The organism is Pedobacter sp., from assembly GCF_035566355.1.
Classification (GTDB): Bacteria; Bacteroidota; Bacteroidia; order Sphingobacteriales; family Sphingobacteriaceae; genus Pedobacter.
Map to the genome: position 1 here is coordinate 1 of NZ_DATMRL010000396.1, position 20,026 is coordinate 20,026.

Sequence of the window (20,026 nt, forward strand, 5' to 3'; positions counted from 1 at the left end):
ACCCAGGCTGATCTGGATAGAACCGTTAATTTATTAAGGAATCGTGTAGGCATGCCTGCCCTGAATATGACTACTGCAAATGCACAACCCGATCCTGTATTGGTTGCCATGTATCCTTTAACGACGGGAGCCAATCAAGGCGTATTACTCGAAATCAGACGGGAGCGCAATGTTGAACTGGCTTGTGAAGGCTTCAGGTTTAACGACCTTCTAAGATGGAAAGCGGGTAAATTACTGGCTAAACCTACTCAAGGTATGTATATTCCAGGTCTAGGAGCCTATGATGTAACTGGCGATGGTGTAGAAGATATTGCCATCTTGAATTCACCATCAGAAACCGGTCCTATCTCTTCACTTCCAGAGACAGTGCGTTCGAAACTGGTTCTGTATTACCTGAACAGCAATAGTTTCTATTTAAGTGAGGGAACCAAAGGATTTATAATGTTTCCGCAAGACATCAGTTCCCCGCGTTCATTTATAGAGCCTAAATACTACTATTTTCCAATACCTCTGCAACAGATTGTTCTTAATCCAAAATTAACGCAACCTACTGGTTGGCAATAATACGGGCATATATGAAAAGAAGAAGTTTAATTAAAGCAATCCCTCTGGCCACTTTAGCGCTGGCCTTAGGGGAAATTGGTCAGGCGGTAGCCAGTCCGGTATCTGAGAAATCTTCAAAAAAGAAACTGGTGCTTACTGTGGCACATATAACTGATGTGCATATACGCAATTTTCAAGATGCTCCTGAGAAATTTAAACGTTATCTTAGGGATATTAAAAAATTGAAGATTGATTTTTTCCTGAATGGAGGAGATAGCATTCATGCTGCCGATTATGACAACATCAAACGAGAATCCGTTGTGGAACAATGGGGTGTTTGGGATAAGTGCCTGCAAGAAATTTCGGACTATGAAGTTCACAGTTGTATTGGTAATCATGACACCTGGTGGGCGGCCCCCAATAAGGAAGATGAGATGTATGGAAAAGATTACGTGGTCAAAAGACTAAAAATCCCTAATCGCTATTATAGTTTTTCAAAAAAAGGCTGGCATTTCATCATTCTTGACGGTAATAATAAGAACATTACACTGGATCAGGAACAATACAGCTGGCTGGAAAAGGAGCTGGAACAACTCCCTGCAAAGACACCAGTATTATTGATGTCACACTACCCGATCTTAACAGTAACCAGTACCTGGGAAGGTGGTCAGCACGGGGACCATAAAGAACTTAAACAGTTATTTTATAAACACAAGGATAAAGTTAAAGTCTGTTTGAGCGGCCACCAGCATTTACTGGACCGCGCCTGGTATAATGATGTTCAATATTTCTGTAACGGAGCAATGAGTGGCTTTTGGTGGGATAAAGGAGATGCAAAATCTGCTCAGCCTTACTACTATCAGCAAACTCCTCCAGGTTATGCCATCCTCAAACTGTATGACGATGGATCTTTAGAGAACGAATACATCTCTACAATATAGGGAAAAAAACGCATCTGTTAACAGATGCGTTTTTTTTATTATTTCTTATCTTGCTAAACATTCTATTTAAAAGCCTATGAAACCTATAGCTTTAACTGCAATTTTATTCTTTGTACTGCTCGGTACCGCCTGCAGTGATAATAAAGAATATGCCTACAATGAATTTGTTACCGATCTTTTTCTACGGGAAATGAATCAGGTAGACGGGGCTCAGAAAACATTCAGTGATTCGACACTTATTTTCTCCGCAGATCCTTCCACTTCAATTCGTTTAGGCGGCATAGCTAATAGCATTGCCAACGGTGCAAAGAGTAACCTCGTTTCTTTGGATGTGATGAAAAGCAGTAATAAAGATGCGGGGGAATTCCGTAATGCTGTTGCCGAATATTTTAAAAGCATAGAACAATATGGCAAATCAGCAGGCGAGCTGCTTGAGGAAAAAGATATCAAAAAAAAACGTTCTTTGTACAAAGCTTTATATACACAATATCAAATCCTGAACAGAATGCCCGACAGTGTTTTGCTGGTACAGAAACAGTATCTGAAAAAAGCAGGTTTAAGCCCGAAAGAATAATCTATAGACTAACTGTACTGCCATTTCTGACCTGAACGCTTGATGAGGTTTTTAATAATATCACGGCGTCCAACAATGGTATTATATTTCTCTATAATATCGTCCATCAACTCATAATCTTCTTTGTTGATCAATAGAACATCCTTGCTTCCCTCATCCCTTTCAAATGCTCCATTATAATCCGTTCCTCTTGTGTATTGGCTATATTTTTTAAAAAGCACATTGGTTAGCATCTCTGCCACACTGGCCAATTTGCTATAGTAGCTCTCCCTTTCTTCCGGATCGCAGTTCAACAAGAAAGGTTCTATTCCCTCTTTAATAAAACAATTATACAGCTTCACCGAACCCCTGAGAACGGATATTCTAAACAGAAAGTTTTCTGATTCTCTTAAAGTGGCCAGATTTGAACACTTACGGATCAGCATTTCCATCATTCTTACCGTATTATTTTCTGAAAATGTATTGTAATTGCTATATAAAATCATTGCAAGCGTTTTACTTGCTTCATCTTCAGTTTCTATACTTAAGTAAAGATCGAATAATCTATCCAGTTCCACTAAGTCAGCGTATGCAACTGCCTCTTCAATTTCAATCAAGATTTCTTCTTTGCCCATTTTTATAAATAAGATTATTAATGATTTTAAACCTAGGGAACCAAAGTACACTGCATGGCAGCCTTAAACAAAGAAGATTTTTTCATGTCTTGAGCGCAATTAGAAAATCTGTTCGTACCAACAGGGCAATGTCCAATAAATATTATTCCAAATCTTGTTAATTTATTTAACAAAAGCAACTTATATAAAAAATAATTAAACCTAAACAAAAAACAAATTTATCGTTTAGACATTAAATAAATATTTGACATAAAAAAAATCATCTATTCATGTAAATTCCTAAACAAAATGCGCTTTCAGCCACTGTTCAATTATACGCACTGTATTTTCGTAAAACACTTGATAAGTTTTTTCTGTAACGTAACCAATATGAGGCGTAGCAAGAACGTGGTCTAATTTTCGCAAGATGTGGTTTTCAGGCAAGGGTTCTATATCAAACACATCAAGAGCAGCACCGGCAATACGTTTGTGTTTTAGTGTGTCAATCAGTGCTGTTTCATCAATCAATGGGCCTCGGGATGTGTTAATTAAATAAGCTTCCTTTTTCATCAAAGCCAATTCCTCTGCACCCACAACTCCCCTTGAGCGCTCACTAAGCACCAGATGAATGCTTACAAAATCTGCTGTTCTGAAAAGCTCTGCTTTGCTCACGAGCTTTACTCCTGCTTCTGCAGCCTTTTCAGCAGTTAGATTTTGGCTCCAGGCCACCACATCCATATCAAAGACCTGGGCAAATTTGGCCATTTTTTGCCCTATACGCCCTAATCCAACCAAGCCAAGCGTTTTACCAGACAAATCCGTACCGACAGTGGATTGCCATTTGCCCGATCTAAAATTTTCATTTTCAACAATAATATTTCTAGCGATCGCCATTAATAAAGCCCAGGTGAGTTCTGGAGCACCACTTTCTACGTAATCAGTATGCCGGAGTTCGATTCCGAATTCATTACAAGCCTCAACATCTATTGAGGCATTACGCCTCCCTGTAGATACAATTAGTTTCAGATGATGGAGTTTTGACAGAATAGATTTGTTCAATGGTGTCCGTTCTCTCATCACACAAAGCACCTGAAAGGGCAAAAGCCGCTCCACTATGGTTTCCTCTTTTTCTAGATGGTCATCGAATACCACCACATCTGCTAGCTGCTGCACCACTGTCCAGTCTGCTGTTTGTAAAGCCACCTTCTGGTAGTCATCAAGAACTGCGATTTGAATTACTTTATGCATTCGAATGTAATTATTAAGGCTAGTAAATATACAATTGTAATTGCAGGACTTCATATCCAAGATCATTCCTCCTGCAACTCATTCTAAAATAAATACACTATAAATCAAAATTCATTGTAACAAAAATATAACAATAGCATCAAAGAGCAGTTAGGTTAATATTATGAAACACATACTTCAGCATGCATTAAAAGCGATGTTTACAGCATCTATTCTCGTTCTTCCGGTCACGTTATCGGTGATGTTCCTGTATATGAAGCTCATGGATGTAATGCAACAGCAATGGAGCTTTGATATGCAGTTAAATTACCTTGATTTAGCCGTACTTCTCACAAGTCTTTTTTTTGCATTTCTCCTTTCTGCCAAAAACATTCCAAAATCCAATGGAAATGATTATCGCAAAAATGCTATTATCTGCACCGCCACACTCTTGTCTGCATTAGTATTCTCCATATATCTCTCCCTTTCAGGAAATTTCAGAAGACAGGGTTTTGATGAATTGATGATCAGCTATGCTCCAACATACTTTGTTTCGGTGCTTTGCATGAAATATTATAAACTTGGTGCAGAAAACGAATGCACTTTTAGATTTCTTCAAAAAAAACGTGATTTAACGTAACAAAAGTTCTACTTGTAAGAGCTCACCAAAAGAGTAGATTTGTGTTAACCTAACCAGATCTCCCTGATGATTAAATCCATTTCTACTTGCATCATCCTGCTTGCATTTTTCTGTCAATTGTCTTTCGCCCAGCTTTCTAAGATTGTTTTAATTCATCCGAAACGTCTTCAGTCTGTCAAAGAGGCTTATAAAAAAGGAGATCAAAAAGTAAGGGATGAAGTACAACAAATTATCCATAAAGCAGATGGCTTCCTCGCTTTAAAACCAAAGTCTGTTATGGATAAATCATTTACACCACCAAGCGGATCAAAACACGACTATATGAGCCTGGCACCTTATTTTTGGCCAGATCCTACTAAGCCAGATGGACTTCCTTATATCAGAAAAGATGGACAACGGAATCCGGAGATTAAAGAAATAACTGATGGAACTAATATGAAGAACATGTCTAACATGTGCCAGTTTCTTTCCCTTGCCTATTTTTTTAGCGATCAGGATAAATATGCGGCAAAAGCAAAAGAATTTCTAAGCATCTGGTTTCTTAATCCCGAAACCAAGATGAACCCTAATCTTAATTATGCTCAGGCCATCAAGGGCGTAAACGACGGCAGAGGTATAGGAATTATAGAGACCCGATCTCTCGCCGACCTTGCTGACTGGATGCAAATCATGGCGACTTCAAAAAGTTTTACACCAACCGATTTAGAAGAGATTAAAGGCTGGTACAGACAATATTTGCACTGGATGCTGACGAGTAAAAACGGGAATGACGAGCATAACGCAAAAAATAACCATGGCACCATTTACGACATGCAAACAGCTTCTTTCGCGCTATTTACAGGCGACAAAGAAAAGGCAAAGCAGATTTTAACTGCAAGCTTAAAAAGATTATCTGTTCAACTGGAACCAAATGGCCAGCAACCTTTGGAACTGGAAAGAACAAATGCCTATGGTTACAGCACACTAAATCTAAGCAACTGGTTTAATATTGCCCTGCTTGGAGAACAAGTAGGCCTCGATGTCTGGACTTACAAAACGCCAAATGGCGCAAATTTACAAAAAGCATTAGACTGGTTGATCCCGTATACACTGGAAGATAAAAAGAAAGAACATCAGCAAATTAGTCCTTACGATAAAACAGAAATGTATAAAATACTCATTTTGGCAGGCATGCATTATAAGGACAATACTTATCTTAAAAAGGCCAACTCCATTCAAGAAAATGAAGATACCCGCCTGATTGATTTATTGTATTAATTACAGAAAACACTAAATTGGGAGCAAATTGCTTCTAATGGAACTGAACGATGTAAAAATAGCCTTAAAAAAACCTATTTTTCCGGTATCTCCTGCCCTACAAAAATACCTCAGGACTTACCAGCGGGAATCCAGGCTCCCCATCACTTATAATGATTTGCTGCAGTTTGATGAATCTTTTCCAATTATGGATAAATACGGAAAAGATTCACTGTGGGAAGGCCCTATTTATGCCAATGACCGTATAGAGGAACTTCACAATGGACTAAAAGTTATTTATGCCAATTTAAAGGCTTCGGGTAACCTGAGAATTGTCCAGCATAAATATATTGACAAGATAGAGTATTGTACTTTTGGCAATACACATCCGTTCAGGATCAGGATCGTAAATCGCTTAAATGATGTCTATGACTATTTTTATGTGAAAAGAGCAGATGCTTCCAGAATTTACGGCCTGGAAATGGAGGAAATCTTATCCCCAAATCAAGTAAATTATTTAGTAGACCGTGAAACCTTGATCGAAGAGCATATTGCAGGTATACCGGGGGATGTTTTTGCAAAAAATTACCTGCACAATCCAGAATATAACCCTACCCGTATAGCTAAAGAATTTGTGAAATTTAACGAACGTTGCTTAGTGATGCTCTTGGGTGATATGCGGGCCTATAACTTCGTCGTCCAGATTACTCCAGACTTTGACGATATCCAATTCCGGATCCGGGCAATTGATTTTGATCAGCAATTTTATGAAGGCAATATCAAAGTTTATCTCCCCCAGTTTTTCAAGGAAAACTTTTCATATGTAAAAATGTGTATGGAGCAATTGACGGATAAAACCTATCTTCAATATCAGCAGGAAGAGAAATCCTCTATTCTACATCGGGTTCGCAGCGAAAGACACAGATTAACAGACCTTAGAGACGTATCTAATACAGAGGTACTCACCTCTGCAGAAAATATAGAAACCTTAAAAAATGGAATGGCGGAATATTTCTCTGATCAGCAGTATCTGGAATGTAAAACAATGACAGATATTATTGAGTTAAACATTAAAAACATTATCAGACAAGTAAAACTATAAAAATGATCAGATTGAATCAGGATACCCCGTCAGAAGTACTACAAGATCTTAAAATAGGCGATCTTGTTACGGATACCTTTAGTAAAACCGGATTGGTAGAAAAAATAGACATCAGCGACGATGGATTGTACAGGGTGTATACCATTCATTTAGTAACTGGGAGAGATATTATTATAAAGAAATAATAACAACTGCCATAAGGTTGTCAGTCAGGTCACTTTTATTTGAACCATTAAATAAAATAAAATGGAAAAATTAGATTTGACAAAGCATTATAAAGCGTATTACAATGCTAAAATGCAACCAGAGATCATTGATATTGAAGACGCGCAATATCTGTCCATTCAGGGAAAAGGCGATCCTTCCGGAAAAGGATTCTCAGAAAATGTACAAGCCTTATATCAAACAGCATATGCTTTGAAATTTTTATTAAAAGCAACAGAAAGAGATTTTGCAGTTGCAAAACTTGAAGGACTGTGGTCTTTTGATGAAGAGAAATACAAAAAGGTGACTATGGAAGATGCTCCGATCATTGTTCCCAGAAATGAATGGAACTACACTATGATGATACGTATGCCTGATTTTGTAGACAACAGCCATCTGACGAGTGCAATTGATCAGGTTGTAAAAAAAAAGCAAAATCAGCTGGTCAAACAAATTAAATTATTGAAGAAAAACAAAGAAAGGGCTGTACAAATGATGCATATCGGTCCATTTGATACCGAATCTGAAACCTTAAAACAGATTAAAAGGTTCATGGATGCAGAACAACTCATCAGGAATGGATTTCATCATGAGATCTACCTTACAGATTTTAACAGAACAGCTCCTGAAAAATTAAAAACTATCTTAAGAGAACCTGTTAAATTTTAAGAACAAAAAGCCCCCAAAATCTAAATTTTGGGGGCTTTTTGTTCTTAAGAGCTCTAATATTATTGTTTATCTTTTTTCAGATAGGTTTTATTACCATTCTTGTTGATGTAATACTTTCCTCCACGAGGACCAGTTAAAACTTGTTCACCGTTTGGTCCGTGCAAAGATCCATCCACTGTTGGGGTATAGTTTTTGGTTGAAGCCACTGTCGAACTGGCTTGTTTTTTCACATCTGCAGCCTTAGTTTCTGCCTGCTGAGTAGTAGCCTGTACCTTATCTTTGGCAGCAGAATAGCGTTTATCTGGTGTACCATCTTTTTTTAGTTTGACGCCAGCAGCATTTGTTGCAGCAACCGCTGCATCTTTTTTTGCTTCTGCTTTAGTTACGGTTTTTGCAGCAGCATCTGTAGCCTTAGTTGCATAACGTTTATCGGGCGTACCGTCCTTTTTCAATTTAACACCAGCTGCATTTGTAGCTGCAACAGCCGCATCTTTTTTTGCTTCTGCTTTAGTTGCTGTTTTGCTAGCTGCATCTGCTGCTTTAGTCGCATAACGCTTATCAGGTGTGCCATCTTTTTTTAATTTAACTCCGGTTGTTGCTGCAGCATCTTTAGCAGCCTTTGCCTCTTTTTTTGCTTCAGCTTTTGCTTTGCTTGCAGCCTTCTTTGTTTGAGCGGCAGTAGTTTGCGCAGGTTGAGCAGTTTGTGCCATACTCAAGCTTACACAGAAGCTTAGGATGGTCAATAGTGAAAGTAGTTTTTTCATGGTTTTCTTTGCTATAGGAGTTCGTAATTTAAATTTTAGTTCAAACTCTGTTTATACATTGCAAACATTAATCCAATTTACCAAAATTTTAAATCAAATAATAGAAATTTGGCGAAATAAAAACCAGCTATTTCTTCCTGATGTAATGCACAATCACAAAACTGAAATTATTCTGTTCTCTTTTTTTCCTCTATGCTTCCAAATTCCCACTGTTTAGCATTGATCTTGTTGTTCCCAACCATTAGATAAACTATTCATATTTTAAGGCATCGATGGTATTGGATACAGCAGCTTTATAAGACCGTATGGATACTGTAACCAAGGTAATCAGCATAGAAATGAACATTGCAAAAAGAAAGGGCCATACGCTGATCTCTATCCTGTACGCAAAACCCGAAAGCCACTTGGACACCAATAAATAAGCCAGAGGCCAGGCGACCAGATTGGCCAGAAAAACCATGAACAGAAATGATCCATTGAGCATTTTGACCAATTCCAGGGTTGTTGCTCCAAGTACTTTCCTGATGGCTACCTCTTTAGTCCGTTGTGTGGCAACAAAAGAGATCAGACCAAACAGTCCAATAAAGGATATAAAAATGATTACGCCTGCAAAAACTTTGAACAGGACCCCCATAATACGCTCAGTTTCATAATAGTTTTTAATGTCTTCATTCACGAAAGCCGAATAATATACCGCAGTAGGAAAAGTACTGTTCCACAGCGCTTCAATTTCTTTCATAGCAGGTATAATCTGTTTATTGTCTATTTTAACTGCCGCTCTGTAGTATTGTTCTTCACGGGAGAACATCAGCATCGGAGAAATTTTCTCTTTAAGGGACCGGTCATTGAAATCTTTAACTACCCCAACTATAAGGGCTTTTTTATTATCTTCCTCAACAATCTTCCCAATGGCCAATTGCGGATCGGAAAGATGAACGCTTTTCAAAAAGGTTTCATTCACAACAAAACCATTAATGGTATCACTTTCAGCATAGAGCTTTCCGGCAATGATCTTCAGGTCAAAAACGTCAAAGTAATTCCGGTCTACCGGAGAAAGCCGCACTTCAAAATCTTTATTTCTTACACCGTCTAAACTAAAATTTGTGGTATTCATGTCATTAGACAGAGGTTGCCTGCTACAATAACTCAACTTTTTTACCCCAGGTATTTTTAACACCCTTTGCTTAAATCCTTCACGTTTCATTTTGTTTATACTATCCGCTGGTGCATTGATCATTACAATAGATTCTGTATTAAAGCCTAGTGGCTTTTGCCGCACGAAGCTCATTTGCTGAATGATCACCAATGTTCCAATGATCAAAATGATGGTAATGGTAAACTGTACCACCACCAATACTTTTCTCAAACTAAAATTACCCGCATTCATAGTTGCCTTATTTTTTATGGCTAATGCGGGATTAAATCCAGACATCACCATTGCCGGGTAGAATCCAGCCAAAAAACCGACAAAGAGGACCAATCCCAACATGAAGACAAAAATCATTGGGTGACCAAAGAGACTAAAATCAACGCCGGGTTTATACAAGTTCTCCATGCTTGGGATCACCAGTTCAGCCACAATGCAAGCGAGCAAAAGCGCCATTAAAGTGATGGCAAAAGTCTCCGTCAAAAACTGAACGATCAATTGTTTGCGTTTGCTTCCCATTACTTTACGCACCCCCACTTCTTTTGAGCGGTTCATAGCTTGGGCAGTAGCCAGATTAATGAAATTAATACAAGCTGTAATCATCAAGAACAAACCTATAATCCCTAACCCATATACTTCTTTTAAGGTAATTGAAGTATCTGCAAAACTCCCGTAGCGCTGATCAAAGTGAATGCTGTCCAGAGGCTGTAAACCGACTGTCTGATTTCCTTCCAGTTTCCTGGATTCAAGATAGGTCTTATTAAATTTCTTCAAGGTAGCCTGTACATCAGCCTCCTTCAAGCCATCCTTCAACTGTACATAACATTGTATACCAGAACTTACAGAATCCCATGATTTATTATCTTTTGCCCAAAAATTCTGGTAACTCAGCACAATTTTTAAAGGAAAGCTACTGCTCTCTGGCATATCCTTAAACACACCTATTACCTTTAAATTGGTCTTTGTTCCCAATAAAAAGCTTTTTCCGACGGCATTTTCCGCGCTCCCAAAAAATTCCTTTGCTGTAGATTCAGACAAAACAGCTGTATTTGGCTCAGATAAGCCCGCTCCATGATTACCACTAACCCACGGAATATCAAAGATTTCAAAAAAACTGGGTTCTGCACAAAAGTATGTCCGGTCTGTTTTAATGGTTTGCTTTCCCTGTGCATCTTTAACGGTCATCACACCTCCATTTTTTACAATAGCGGCAACCTTTTCCACTCCTGCAAATTCATTTCTTACAGTTGCCGATACTGGAATAGGCACCCCGGCTGAATAATCTTCAAAACTATTGTACTTCCATTGGCTGACAACTCTGTATATCTGATCTGAATTTTTATATTCTTTATCAAAACTCAGCTGAAAACGTATAAAAATAAAGATAAGGATGCAGCTGGCCATTCCAATAGTTAAACCAAGAACATTGATCAGTGTATAGCCCCTGTTTTTCCAGAGGTTGCGCAGTGCAATTTTTAGATTAAGTTTAAACATTATGGTCGTTTTATTTACACGCCAGCCAACGGTATGCCAGTTAAAAAAAAGCCCTCAAAAGCTCTTTGCTGACCTGTAATCGGATTCAAATGTCCATTAACGAACATTTGAATTCCGGAAACGTACAGCTCCTCCTGCTGTTCTGCGCTAAACCTGGTCACCACCCTCCTCTGCAATTTGCTACGGAAAATTCTCGCACGCTACGCAAAGACCTTAGAAATCTGCGGGCTTCTTCAGCCCGCCTGATACCGTTAGTCTTGAAGCAGCTATACAGAATTTTCCACACTAATTTCCTTCTTCTTCCTTTATAATATGCTTCTTCGGATAATTAAATAACAAAGAAGATAATACAGGTAAAATGAATATGGCAACGGTGAATATGGAAACAAAAAGATCTGTCTTTTCGCCCTCGATCAATTGCGAAACCGGAGATTCCGGATAAAAATGTGTCAATAAAGAAGAGGTGAGTTTAATCCCCAGAACCCCTATCACAATAAATGCAACAGTTTCCAGGAAAGTAAACTTCTCCATCAATTTTACGAAAGCCTGGGCAACAAAACGCATCGCCAGAATACCGATAAATACGCCAATATAAATTAACCAGATATGATCTGTAAATGCTACAGCCGCAAAGACATTGTCAATAGAAAAAGCAAGGTCCATCACCTCTACCAAAGCCACTGTAGCCCAAAAGGTTCCAATCAGCCCAACAGTAGATCTATAGATCCAGCTTTTACTCTTATCCACTTCCTCCTCCTCTTTTTCAGCACCCTTAGCATTCTTCTTTCTAAAATAATCGAAAGCAAGGTATAAAAGATATAGACCGCCCAATGGTTTAAGCCACCAGATTTTAACCAGCCATGCCGCTAAAAAGAGGCAAATTCCACGAAAAACATAGGCACCAATAATACCATATTTCAATGCCTTATCTCTTTGTTCTTTAGGCAAGTCCATCACCATTGTGGCCAGTACTGCGGCATTGTCTACAGAAAGCAAACTCTCTATAACAATTAAATTTAAAATAATCAGGAGCCCGGCCTCAATATCCTCTCCCAGAATCGTGTGTAAAAAATCCATGTATGTGTTTGTTGTTATTGGTTAGGTATTTATGTACAGGTCAGTTAAAAGAGATCCGTTTTCAGCATCGCTTTTAAAATATTAGCCTGTACATCAAAATTGTTCAAATGGTCAATAAAATTAATATCTGATATTTTTAAATAATTCTCCTCCAGCAAATCAATGATCTCTTTAGGAATAAATGTTTTCTGAGCGGCAGCATTGGCCTGCAGTTTATCATTTTTGTAAGCCAGTTCCTGGATCAGTTTCTCTTTTTCAGATCTATTAGCAGATAGATCTATTTTATTTAATACGCTTAGATCACAGAATAGAAAAAGGTTCCTGCTTGGAAAAAACAGAAAATACCGGTCTATATCCAGGAACTTATACACCTCAGCAACCAGCTGTCCGGATTTTAAACCACAAAAGAATTCTGTTTGAAATTCATGTTTGCATAGTAAACCCATCAATTTTCTTTCTATGGTTGCAAAACTGCTTATATAAGTGTTTTTAGGATCGTAGTCCGTCAATAAGCCTAGTTCATCCGGAGAAATGGCATGAAAGAAATCTTTTGCGTATCTGGAACTAAAAGCGTTTATATTCTTAGAAAAAGGAAAATCTGTACTCAAATCAGACAGCACGTCAAACAATCTTCTTAAAGACAAATTGATCTTTGATGCTTGTTTCAGCTTGTCAAGATGGAATGCTTTTTCGCTAAAAAGCTGGTTGTTCATCTGTGCAATGAGTTCTTCATTCAAATGAATTTCATCGTAAAGCAGGCTGACATTCTTTTCATTGCTTTTTTTTATTTTCCGGAGCAACTCAATTACGCTAGAGGTAAACTGAACATGAAAAAGATCCAGCTTTTCGATATCCAGTTCTTCATTATTTTCGAACATCTGATGGATCACCTGGCTCCTTAGATAGATTTTATAGACCGCATCTTCTTCAAAAAATGCAGAGAGAAGCTGTAAACGGCTGATCTCTCTGCGTGATTCTTTTAAGATATTTAAACGGTTTTCATCCATGCGTTAAAGTTAATTAACACGCGTCACATTCTTCTTAAGCTCTGCTTCTAAATTTTTCAGATCACCGTCAAGCGCCCTTCTGCTTTGATTGCCTTCTTCGTGAATTCTCTTCACTTCATTTAAAGTCTCAATTAAAGATTGTGTTGTTCTTTTCAATGTATCTATGGATACCACTGTCTTCTCGTTTTCCTTCGCCACATCAATACTATTCTGTTTGAGCATTTCTGCATTTTTCTGAAGAATGGTATTGGTGGTATCCGAAATCTTTTTCTGCATTTCTACATTGGCCTTCTGCCTTTGCAGGGCAACGGCCAGGGTAAGCTGGTTTTTCCAGACTGGAATGGTTGTAGAGACAATAGACTGTGCTTTTTCAGCAATAGAGGTATTGTTGTTCTGTACCACCCTAATCTGTGCAAGAGACTGTAACATGATAAAACGCACGATCTTCATATCGGCCAGTCTTTTATCCAACCTGCCCAGAAAGTCCCGGAGATCTGCAATTTCGTAATCCTGATAATCTGCAGGGCGGCCTTCCATCTCTGCCAGTTTAATACTCAGTTCATTATATTTAAGCTGACCTGAAATGATCAGTTCTTCCATTTGGTGGATATAACTGACATTGCTGTCAAACATGGTTTGAAGCGAGCTGTTGTCTTTGATCGAGTTTAAGCGCCCGGCTTTGATCTTATTAGTGATCTTGTCAATATTATTGACCACCACATCATATTTCTGGAACAGCTTTTTTACGTCGACGACCAAGCTTTTCAAAAAAGGAATTTTTGAAATAAAAGACTTAAAGCCGCTTTGTTCTAACTCATTGACATCAATATAGTTCAATTCAGAAAGCAGTTCGTTGATCAGTCCTCCCACTTCTCCGCTGTTATAGGTCCGTACAGAAGCCAGAAAATCGTTACTGTACTTCTCCATGGAATTCTGGGCATCCAACCCGTAATTCAATATAGAATTCACATCAGAGGGTTCAAGGGACTTACTGATCTCCTTATATTTTTGCTCCTCTTCTGGTGTGATGGCTGTTAAGTCTACATTACCATCTTTATCCAGTTTTACCGGGGTAATTTCAGAAGGGGCATTTGAGGTTGTTTCCATAGCAATTAAATTGATAGCATTTAGAGTTTATAAATAACTCTGTGTTACAGTTTTCACAGTATCTTCAAGCTTTCTGTCTTTGGTAGGCTCTCCTATGGCATTAAATTTCCATTCTCCATTTTTCTTATAGAAAATACCCATCACCATAGAAACATGGCCTGCAAAATTAGAACCATGCGCAATGTCATATGTTGCAAAAACCTCATTTACACGTGTTGGAGTTCCTTCATAAATACGGATAGAAGCAAAAGGAATGGTACCAAAATCATGTCCTCTAAAACTGTTCAGTACAAAAGCAACATGGTTTACTTCAGGGTTCAGGCGACCGAAATCTACGGTAATGATCTCGTTGTCCAACCCATCGTCCCCGCCCATATCACCGGTAAGGTCATCACCGCTATGTTTTATAGAGCCATCTTTTGATTTCAAACTACCAAAATAGATTACATCCAGTAATTGTTTTTTGTCATTAAACAAAGCGCAGCTTGCATCGAGATCTACAGCTTCTTTTGTCTTTCCAAAACCAAACAGACCTTTTTTTTCTATTGCTCCCCAGTTGATTCCTACGCAAATATTCTGAAGCTTGCTTCCGTTGCTTTTTTCAAGGCTGATGCGTTGCCCTTTTTGAAGATTGATTGCCATAATTTCTTATTGATATTTGTTTACATAATCCTGTAATCCGCCTTTCATTCCCATTCCAACTGCTTCGAATTTCCATTTGCCTTCACGTTTGTAAATACGGCCAAACTCCACTGCAGTTTCTATAGAAAAATCTTCGTCCAGCTCATAATTCAATAGTTCCTCATTTGTTACCGGATCAAAAATACGTACAAAAGAGTTTCTAACTTGTCCAAAGTTTTGTCTTCGCTGATCGGCTTCATGTATGGTTACTACAATACAGATTTCACTGACTTTGGAATCTACCTTTGTCAGATCTACTTTGATCTGCTCGTCATCGCCATCCCCGTCTCCGGTTAAGTTATCTCCGGTATGCTCCACAGCACCATCAGGAGAAATTAAGTTATTATAAAAGACAAAATTCTCATCAGAAACCAGTTTTTTCTGGTCGTTTAACATAAAAACGGAAGCGTCAAGATCAAACGCAGTACCCGTTGTTGAGCTGTTCGTATCCCAGCCTAAACCAATCGTAAATTTAGGGGCTCCAATATTTTCTCTCTGCCCTTTTTGCAAGTTAATGGCCATATTATATCAATTTATAGTTTTTATTATTTAAGTTCTTTTTTACAAACTCCATATTTTCAGCATAGGCTTCTATGGTGTGATAACCGTTACCCAGCGCCAGATCATACAACTGATCTATAAAACGTAGATCCTGTCTTCCAAGAAATATGGTAAAACTGTTATAATCGCAATTCAGGATATACTTTACAATCCTGGTATTCATACAGAAATGACCACTGTTAATGATCTCTTCAAGATCAAAAATGGACTTAACTTTATGATAATTCAGGTAGTTCTCAATATTGGGATGAATTTCTTTATTTACCAGCTCGGCAAAGTAAAGCATGTGAATGTCGTTTTTCAGCTGATAAGCTTTAACCATTTTCATGATCATTCTTTCATGACTCCCTGTGATTTTGATATCATCAAGAAACAATAAGGTTTTTCCTTCCAGGAAATCTTTATCAATATGAAAAGAATCGTTGCCGATCAGTCTGATCCGTTCTTCTGCACTGAGCTCTCCATAGTCTTCTTTATAAGTAATGGTCCTATGAACTTTTGCCTCCTGTACCACCGGCATCCCTTGCTCCGCCAGCCAACGATTCAGCTGGTAAACAAAATAATTTTTCATAGCAAAGGTAGCTGTAGGGATAAAAGAATATGGACTGGAGATAACCACCATTTGTTCCTCGATCTGATTTTCTGACAGGAAGTCCCTGATAAATCCATCAGCGAGGTCTTTCCCGAATTTTTCGGCAACCAGATCGTCGCCAAATTTAAAAAGGCTATAGTCATCCGGATGGAAGCCAAAATGACTGGTGTTATCAATTTTATGTAAAGAGTAGGTAAATGGGATCATGAAAGTAGATGTGAGATGGTTAGATGATTTGAATTGATCAGTAAGCTGTTGATCCCAATGGCATTTGCACCTAAGACGTCTGCAACGGGATTATCGCCTATATGTATAATATCGTGAAGCTCTAGTTCCGAATGTCTTTTTCTGTCTATAGACTGTAGCATGAGATTAAAGAATTCAGGATTAGGTTTAGACAGACGAACCTCATCTGAATACAGCTGAAAATCCAGTACTTTATCTAGTTCTAAATGTTTAAGCACTTTTCTTAGCGTTTTTCCTTTAATAAATCCTGTATTACTTAAAAGGCTAATGGTACTGGAATTGCCATCCTTTAATTTATATAAAACGTCAGCACACTCCGCACAGTATAACACGGGCATATGTTTCAACAATAATTCTTCCATTTCATGATAAAGCTGTTCCAGGTCTATATCCTGAAACGCAGTAGAATAATCATTGATGATGCTAATCACCATCAGATACATTTCCTCCGCATCTATATTTTTACCCGTCTTCTCGTTAATGGCGTTCACCAGAAGATCCACTTTCCTGAATATTGCAGCAACCTCTTCAACAGGTTTATTACTAGCATTAAAATATGTATAGAAGTATTTGGTCCGTTCTGCCTTAAACACAGGATTGGATTTGATAAGAGTTAACCAAAGGTCAAATGAATAGTGCTTGTAATAGGTCATCCTGAGCGCTTTTTCCAGCTGGTTTTTATTTTTAAAGCCTAATGTTACAAATTTAGTGCTAGAGTTTAAAATTAATCTGTCAAAATTCGTTTATCTTTCCGCAACAATCTATTGACCAAATATGCTCAAACCTTATACTTCCGCCGATTTTAAACTCCTGGAGAAATGGGTAACTGATGAGGACCTGCTACTTCAGTTTGCCGGCACAGATTTTTCTTACCCCATCACCAGGCAGCAAATTACTGTTTACCGGACAGCATATCCTGAACGCAATTTCTATATTGCATACCAAGATGAAACCCCTTTTGCTTTCGGCGAGATCATACTCCAGGGAAGCGGCATACCAAAGCTGGCCCGGATCCTGGTTGGTGAACCTTCGCTTAGGGGAAAAGGTTTAGGCGGAAAATTCATTAAATCTCTGGTCGCAGAGTCGGCCAGACTTTATAGCACCAAAACACTGGAACTTCTGGTTTGGGATCAGAATATTGCGGCTATAAAATGTTATGAAAGGGTGGGTTTTGTCTACAGCCCGGAGAGGCACACAATGCTGGCTCACAAGGGAAAAAATTACAACATACATAAAATGACCTATTTTTTCTAGAAGATTGTAGTAGCTTAATGGCATTCTAAAAATACAGAGATCTCCTGGATATCTCCGACAATCTGTATGTCTTATCGAATGACAAGACCTAGCTGACAAAAAACTCAGACGATCTTGAAGGCTTAGGTTATTTAAAATTGAGTTCAGCACCTGCAGACAATTCATAAGGCTCTTTTCCTTGAAGAAATATTCTGGAATCCTTACTACCTTCTGTTGTCACCAGACCCTCTTTCACCCTAATCCAACTGCCTTCACGAAGCCCAACAACTGGGATATCATTAAACACGTGAAACTCCTTAATCCGTGTTTCCCTGGTTTCGCCATTATGTGTTGAACTGGGATCTGGGTCCAGGTAGTGTGCGTTTAAATTAAAGGGCACCAGTCCCATAGTGGTAAAATCCGGAGGATAAACTATAGGCATATCATTGGTATTTTGCATATTTAACCCTCCGATATTGCTTCCTGCACTTGTTCCCAGATAGGGTTTACCTTGTTCAACAGCCTCTTTTAAGGTGTGCATTAAGTCAAGATCATGCAATTGTTTCACCAGTAAAAAAGTATTTCCTCCACCAGTAAAGAAGCCTTGTGCTTCTTTAATAGCTACAACCGGATCGGAGAAAGTGTGCAGACCTTTTACACGGATACCTATAGTGGCAAAAAAAAACGCTGCATTTTGGGTATACGCATCATGGCTAAGCCCTCCTGGTCGGGCATAAGGGATAAAAACAATCTCTTCAATACCTTTAAAAAGAAGGCTAACTTCGGGTAAAAGATAGGAAAGATATTCCTGGCCAAATAAAGTAGAGGTACTTGCTAAAATGATATTCTTCATGCTATAAAAAGTATAATCCGTTTTCAAAGCTATATAGAATTATTGAATTCTGACAGGTGAAATCTTATAGATTTCTCATTAAACAAGCTGTTCATATATGAACTAAATCTGTCCGTATACGAACACCTATTGATATGAAAACCTTAATTTGGCATTGTCAGTTTGGTTTTTATGGCATGGCATGTATATTGGGTACCATAGGCAAATAACAAAACAATTATGTTCCAGCACCACCTCTTATTGATCTATAGAAATTTCAAAAGGTATAAAAGCTCTTTTTTTATTAACCTTATTGGACTTTCGACAGGACTTTCCTGCGCTTTAATGATCTACCTGTGGGTAAATGACGAAATGCAAATGGATCAGTTCCATCATCAAAAAATTTACCAGGTTATGGAAAACGAGCATATAACCGAGGGAATACATACAGTTGACGGAACCCCTGGAATTCTTGCTGAGGCTATGGTTAAAGAAATGCCGGAAGTCGCGTCTGCGGTAACGGTATCCCCCACTTACTGGCTTGGACAGAGCCAGGTGTCGGTAAATAACAATCCATCTGTAAAGGCTGCAGGAAAATTCGCTGGTGCAGACTTTTTTAAAATATTTGATTATCCGCTGATTATGGGTAGAGCTGATCAGGTGCTGAAGAACAACAACACTGTGGTCATTTCTGAAAACCTGGCCTTAAAGCTGTTTCATACAACCGATGTTATCGGAAAAGAATTTACCTGGATCAATGCCGATGTTAAAAGTAACCGGCAAGCGCTGATATCAGGTGTTTTTAAAAATACGCCTGCCAATTCTTCTGACCAATTTGATTTCCTCATTTCTCTGGATGCCTTATTCAACATTAGTGAAACTTATCTGAAATGGGGAAACTACGGTCCAAATACTTTCTTTGTCTTAAAAAAAGGTACCGACCCGGTACAATTTAACGCAAAATTAGAAGGCTTTTTAAAGTCAAAGGGAGAGAAAAACATTAGCTTGTTCATCAGACCTTTTGCTGATGGTTATTTATACAACAGATTTGAAAATGGGAAAGTGGATGGAGGAAGGATTGATTATGTAAAGCTATTCTCTCTTATTGCCGTTTTTATTCTTTTGATCGCCTGCATTAATTTCATGAACCTGTCTACAGCAAAAGCTTCCCGCAGGTTAAAAGAGGTAGGCATCAAAAAAGTAATGGGCGCACAAAGAGGTTCACTCATTTTACAGTATATGGCTGAGTCTGTTCTACTCACTATTCTGGCAGTATTTGTTTCCTTGCTTATAGTTGAACTGTTACTGCCTCAATTTAATCAGATTGTCGGAAAGGAACTTAGCCTAAGTTATCGTCCTTCACTTATTTTATCTCTTCTCGCCATAACCCTTTTCACCGGCCTGATATCAGGAAGCTATCCGGCACTCTATCTTTCAGGACTTAAGCCGGTTTCTGCTTTAAAGGGGAAACTCAGCCTCAGTTCTGGAGCATTATGGACACGCCAGGGATTGGTTGTTTTTCAATTTACCTTATCGGTGATTTTAATTGTAGGTGT

22 protein-coding genes are annotated in these 20,026 nt (G+C 38.4%); 10 read left to right on the top strand and 12 right to left on the bottom strand.

The window, feature by feature from the left end:
• From VNZ46_RS15055 to VNZ46_RS15065, 3 genes are all read left to right on the top strand, one after another.
• Positions 1-564: RagB/SusD family nutrient uptake outer membrane protein (locus tag VNZ46_RS15055; RefSeq protein ID WP_325560891.1), on the top strand; the 564-nt coding region annotated here is incomplete at its 5' end.
• An 11-nt stretch (positions 565-575) separates the two neighbouring features.
• Complete coding sequence (locus tag VNZ46_RS15060) at positions 576-1,484, top strand: metallophosphoesterase (RefSeq protein WP_325560892.1); 909 nt, start codon at positions 576-578, stop codon at positions 1,482-1,484.
• 76 nt (positions 1,485-1,560) lie between these two features.
• The gene (locus VNZ46_RS15065) at positions 1,561-2,058 is read left to right on the top strand and encodes a hypothetical protein (protein WP_325560893.1); all 498 of its coding nucleotides are present in this window, start codon (positions 1,561-1,563) and stop codon (positions 2,056-2,058) included.
• Between the two features lie 8 nt (positions 2,059-2,066).
• On the opposite strand, the gene VNZ46_RS15070 is transcribed toward VNZ46_RS15065, so the two are convergent.
• Positions 2,067-2,672 carry a hypothetical protein gene (locus VNZ46_RS15070; RefSeq protein ID WP_325560894.1) on the bottom strand — a complete coding sequence of 202 codons (606 nt, stop codon included), beginning with the start codon at positions 2,670-2,672 and terminating at the stop codon, positions 2,067-2,069.
• A 279-nt stretch (positions 2,673-2,951) separates the two neighbouring features.
• Positions 2,952-3,899, bottom strand: a complete 948-nt coding sequence (locus VNZ46_RS15075; protein WP_325560895.1) for a D-2-hydroxyacid dehydrogenase family protein — start codon at positions 3,897-3,899, stop codon at positions 2,952-2,954.
• 163 nt (positions 3,900-4,062) lie between these two features.
• On the opposite strand from VNZ46_RS15075, the gene VNZ46_RS15080 reads away from it, so the two are divergent.
• The 5 genes from VNZ46_RS15080 to VNZ46_RS15100 all read left to right on the top strand — a co-directional run bounded on the left by VNZ46_RS15080 (position 4,063) and on the right by VNZ46_RS15100 (position 7,729).
• The gene (locus tag VNZ46_RS15080) at positions 4,063-4,518 is read left to right on the top strand and encodes a hypothetical protein (RefSeq protein ID WP_325560896.1); all 456 of its coding nucleotides are present in this window, start codon (positions 4,063-4,065) and stop codon (positions 4,516-4,518) included.
• A 66-nt stretch (positions 4,519-4,584) separates the two neighbouring features.
• The gene (locus VNZ46_RS15085) at positions 4,585-5,775 is read left to right on the top strand and encodes an alginate lyase family protein (RefSeq protein WP_325560897.1); all 1,191 of its coding nucleotides are present in this window, start codon (positions 4,585-4,587) and stop codon (positions 5,773-5,775) included.
• 37 nt (positions 5,776-5,812) lie between these two features.
• Positions 5,813-6,856: a hypothetical protein gene (locus VNZ46_RS15090; RefSeq protein WP_325560898.1), complete on the top strand. Its 1,044-nt coding sequence runs from the start codon at positions 5,813-5,815 to the stop codon at positions 6,854-6,856.
• Positions 6,857-6,858: 2 nt separating this feature from the next.
• Positions 6,859-7,041: a hypothetical protein gene (locus VNZ46_RS15095; RefSeq protein WP_133777524.1), complete on the top strand. Its 183-nt coding sequence runs from the start codon at positions 6,859-6,861 to the stop codon at positions 7,039-7,041.
• A 61-nt stretch (positions 7,042-7,102) separates the two neighbouring features.
• The gene (locus tag VNZ46_RS15100) at positions 7,103-7,729 is read left to right on the top strand and encodes a GyrI-like domain-containing protein (RefSeq protein ID WP_325560899.1); all 627 of its coding nucleotides are present in this window, start codon (positions 7,103-7,105) and stop codon (positions 7,727-7,729) included.
• Between the two features lie 59 nt (positions 7,730-7,788).
• Here VNZ46_RS15100 and VNZ46_RS15105 read toward each other — a convergent pair whose 3' ends face one another.
• The 9 genes from VNZ46_RS15105 to VNZ46_RS15145 form a co-directional block, all read right to left on the bottom strand.
• A complete protein-coding gene (locus tag VNZ46_RS15105; protein ID WP_325560900.1) occupies positions 7,789-8,493 on the bottom strand; it encodes a hypothetical protein in 705 nt (234 codons plus the stop codon).
• A 250-nt stretch (positions 8,494-8,743) separates the two neighbouring features.
• The gene (locus tag VNZ46_RS15110; RefSeq protein ID WP_325560901.1) at positions 8,744-11,134 is read right to left on the bottom strand and encodes an ABC transporter permease; all 2,391 of its coding nucleotides are present in this window, start codon (positions 11,132-11,134) and stop codon (positions 8,744-8,746) included.
• A 285-nt stretch (positions 11,135-11,419) separates the two neighbouring features.
• Positions 11,420-12,211 (bottom strand): TerC family protein, encoded by a 792-nt coding sequence (locus tag VNZ46_RS15115; RefSeq protein WP_325560902.1) that lies wholly within the window; start codon positions 12,209-12,211, stop codon positions 11,420-11,422.
• A 44-nt stretch (positions 12,212-12,255) separates the two neighbouring features.
• Positions 12,256-13,218: a hypothetical protein gene (locus tag VNZ46_RS15120; RefSeq protein WP_325560903.1), complete on the bottom strand. Its 963-nt coding sequence runs from the start codon at positions 13,216-13,218 to the stop codon at positions 12,256-12,258.
• A 9-nt stretch (positions 13,219-13,227) separates the two neighbouring features.
• Positions 13,228-14,325 (bottom strand): toxic anion resistance protein, encoded by a 1,098-nt coding sequence (locus VNZ46_RS15125; RefSeq protein WP_325560904.1) that lies wholly within the window; start codon positions 14,323-14,325, stop codon positions 13,228-13,230.
• A gap of 27 nt (positions 14,326-14,352) precedes the next feature.
• Entirely contained in the window at positions 14,353-14,967 is a 615-nt protein-coding gene (locus VNZ46_RS15130) for a TerD family protein (protein ID WP_325560905.1), read from the bottom strand.
• A gap of 6 nt (positions 14,968-14,973) precedes the next feature.
• Entirely contained in the window at positions 14,974-15,528 is a 555-nt protein-coding gene (locus VNZ46_RS15135) for a TerD family protein (RefSeq protein WP_133777532.1), read from the bottom strand.
• Between the two features lies 1 nt (position 15,529).
• On the bottom strand, positions 15,530-16,366 hold the full coding sequence (locus VNZ46_RS15140) for a phosphoribosyltransferase family protein (protein ID WP_325560906.1): 837 nt from the start codon (positions 16,364-16,366) through the stop codon (positions 15,530-15,532).
• On the bottom strand, positions 16,363-17,058 hold the full coding sequence (locus VNZ46_RS15145) for an HAD family hydrolase (RefSeq protein ID WP_325560907.1): 696 nt from the start codon (positions 17,056-17,058) through the stop codon (positions 16,363-16,365). Before VNZ46_RS15145 ends, VNZ46_RS15140 begins: the two co-directional genes overlap by 4 nt.
• A 121-nt stretch (positions 17,059-17,179) precedes the next feature.
• On the opposite strand from VNZ46_RS15145, the gene VNZ46_RS15150 reads away from it, so the two are divergent.
• Complete coding sequence (locus VNZ46_RS15150) at positions 17,180-17,659, top strand: GNAT family N-acetyltransferase (protein WP_325560908.1); 480 nt, start codon at positions 17,180-17,182, stop codon at positions 17,657-17,659.
• 127 nt (positions 17,660-17,786) lie between these two features.
• Here the strand turns inward: VNZ46_RS15150 and pepE are convergent, their stop codons facing one another.
• Positions 17,787-18,491 (bottom strand): dipeptidase PepE, encoded by a 705-nt coding sequence (pepE, locus tag VNZ46_RS15155; protein ID WP_325560909.1) that lies wholly within the window; start codon positions 18,489-18,491, stop codon positions 17,787-17,789.
• A gap of 219 nt (positions 18,492-18,710) precedes the next feature.
• On the opposite strand from pepE, the gene VNZ46_RS15160 reads away from it, so the two are divergent.
• Positions 18,711-20,026, top strand: a 1,316-nt coding sequence (locus tag VNZ46_RS15160; RefSeq protein WP_325560910.1) for an ABC transporter permease, incomplete at its 3' end; no start/stop codon positions are given.

Bases quoted from the DNA above. Each gene is read 5' to 3' on its own strand.
- VNZ46_RS15060 (WP_325560892.1), top strand. From the start codon at position 576: ATGAAAAGAAGAAGTTTAATTAAAGCAATCCCTCTGGCCACTTTAGCG.
- VNZ46_RS15065 (WP_325560893.1), top strand. From the start codon at position 1,561: ATGAAACCTATAGCTTTAACTGCAATTTTATTCTTTGTACTGCTCGGT.
- VNZ46_RS15070 (WP_325560894.1), bottom strand. From the start codon at position 2,672: ATGGGCAAAGAAGAAATCTTGATTGAAATTGAAGAGGCAGTTGCATAC.
- VNZ46_RS15075 (WP_325560895.1), bottom strand. From the start codon at position 3,899: ATGCATAAAGTAATTCAAATCGCAGTTCTTGATGACTACCAGAAGGTG.
- VNZ46_RS15080 (WP_325560896.1), top strand. From the start codon at position 4,063: ATGAAACACATACTTCAGCATGCATTAAAAGCGATGTTTACAGCATCT.
- VNZ46_RS15085 (WP_325560897.1), top strand. From the start codon at position 4,585: ATGATTAAATCCATTTCTACTTGCATCATCCTGCTTGCATTTTTCTGT.
- VNZ46_RS15090 (WP_325560898.1), top strand. From the start codon at position 5,813: ATGGAACTGAACGATGTAAAAATAGCCTTAAAAAAACCTATTTTTCCG.
- VNZ46_RS15095 (WP_133777524.1), top strand. From the start codon at position 6,859: ATGATCAGATTGAATCAGGATACCCCGTCAGAAGTACTACAAGATCTT.
- VNZ46_RS15100 (WP_325560899.1), top strand. From the start codon at position 7,103: ATGGAAAAATTAGATTTGACAAAGCATTATAAAGCGTATTACAATGCT.
- VNZ46_RS15105 (WP_325560900.1), bottom strand. From the start codon at position 8,493: ATGAAAAAACTACTTTCACTATTGACCATCCTAAGCTTCTGTGTAAGC.
- VNZ46_RS15110 (WP_325560901.1), bottom strand. From the start codon at position 11,134: ATGTTTAAACTTAATCTAAAAATTGCACTGCGCAACCTCTGGAAAAAC.
- VNZ46_RS15115 (WP_325560902.1), bottom strand. From the start codon at position 12,211: ATGGATTTTTTACACACGATTCTGGGAGAGGATATTGAGGCCGGGCTC.
- VNZ46_RS15120 (WP_325560903.1), bottom strand. From the start codon at position 13,218: ATGGATGAAAACCGTTTAAATATCTTAAAAGAATCACGCAGAGAGATC.
- VNZ46_RS15125 (WP_325560904.1), bottom strand. From the start codon at position 14,325: ATGGAAACAACCTCAAATGCCCCTTCTGAAATTACCCCGGTAAAACTG.
- VNZ46_RS15130 (WP_325560905.1), bottom strand. From the start codon at position 14,967: ATGGCAATCAATCTTCAAAAAGGGCAACGCATCAGCCTTGAAAAAAGC.
- VNZ46_RS15135 (WP_133777532.1), bottom strand. From the start codon at position 15,528: ATGGCCATTAACTTGCAAAAAGGGCAGAGAGAAAATATTGGAGCCCCT.
- VNZ46_RS15140 (WP_325560906.1), bottom strand. From the start codon at position 16,366: ATGATCCCATTTACCTACTCTTTACATAAAATTGATAACACCAGTCAT.
- VNZ46_RS15145 (WP_325560907.1), bottom strand. From the start codon at position 17,058: ATGACCTATTACAAGCACTATTCATTTGACCTTTGGTTAACTCTTATC.
- VNZ46_RS15150 (WP_325560908.1), top strand. From the start codon at position 17,180: ATGCTCAAACCTTATACTTCCGCCGATTTTAAACTCCTGGAGAAATGG.
- pepE (WP_325560909.1), bottom strand. From the start codon at position 18,491: ATGAAGAATATCATTTTAGCAAGTACCTCTACTTTATTTGGCCAGGAA.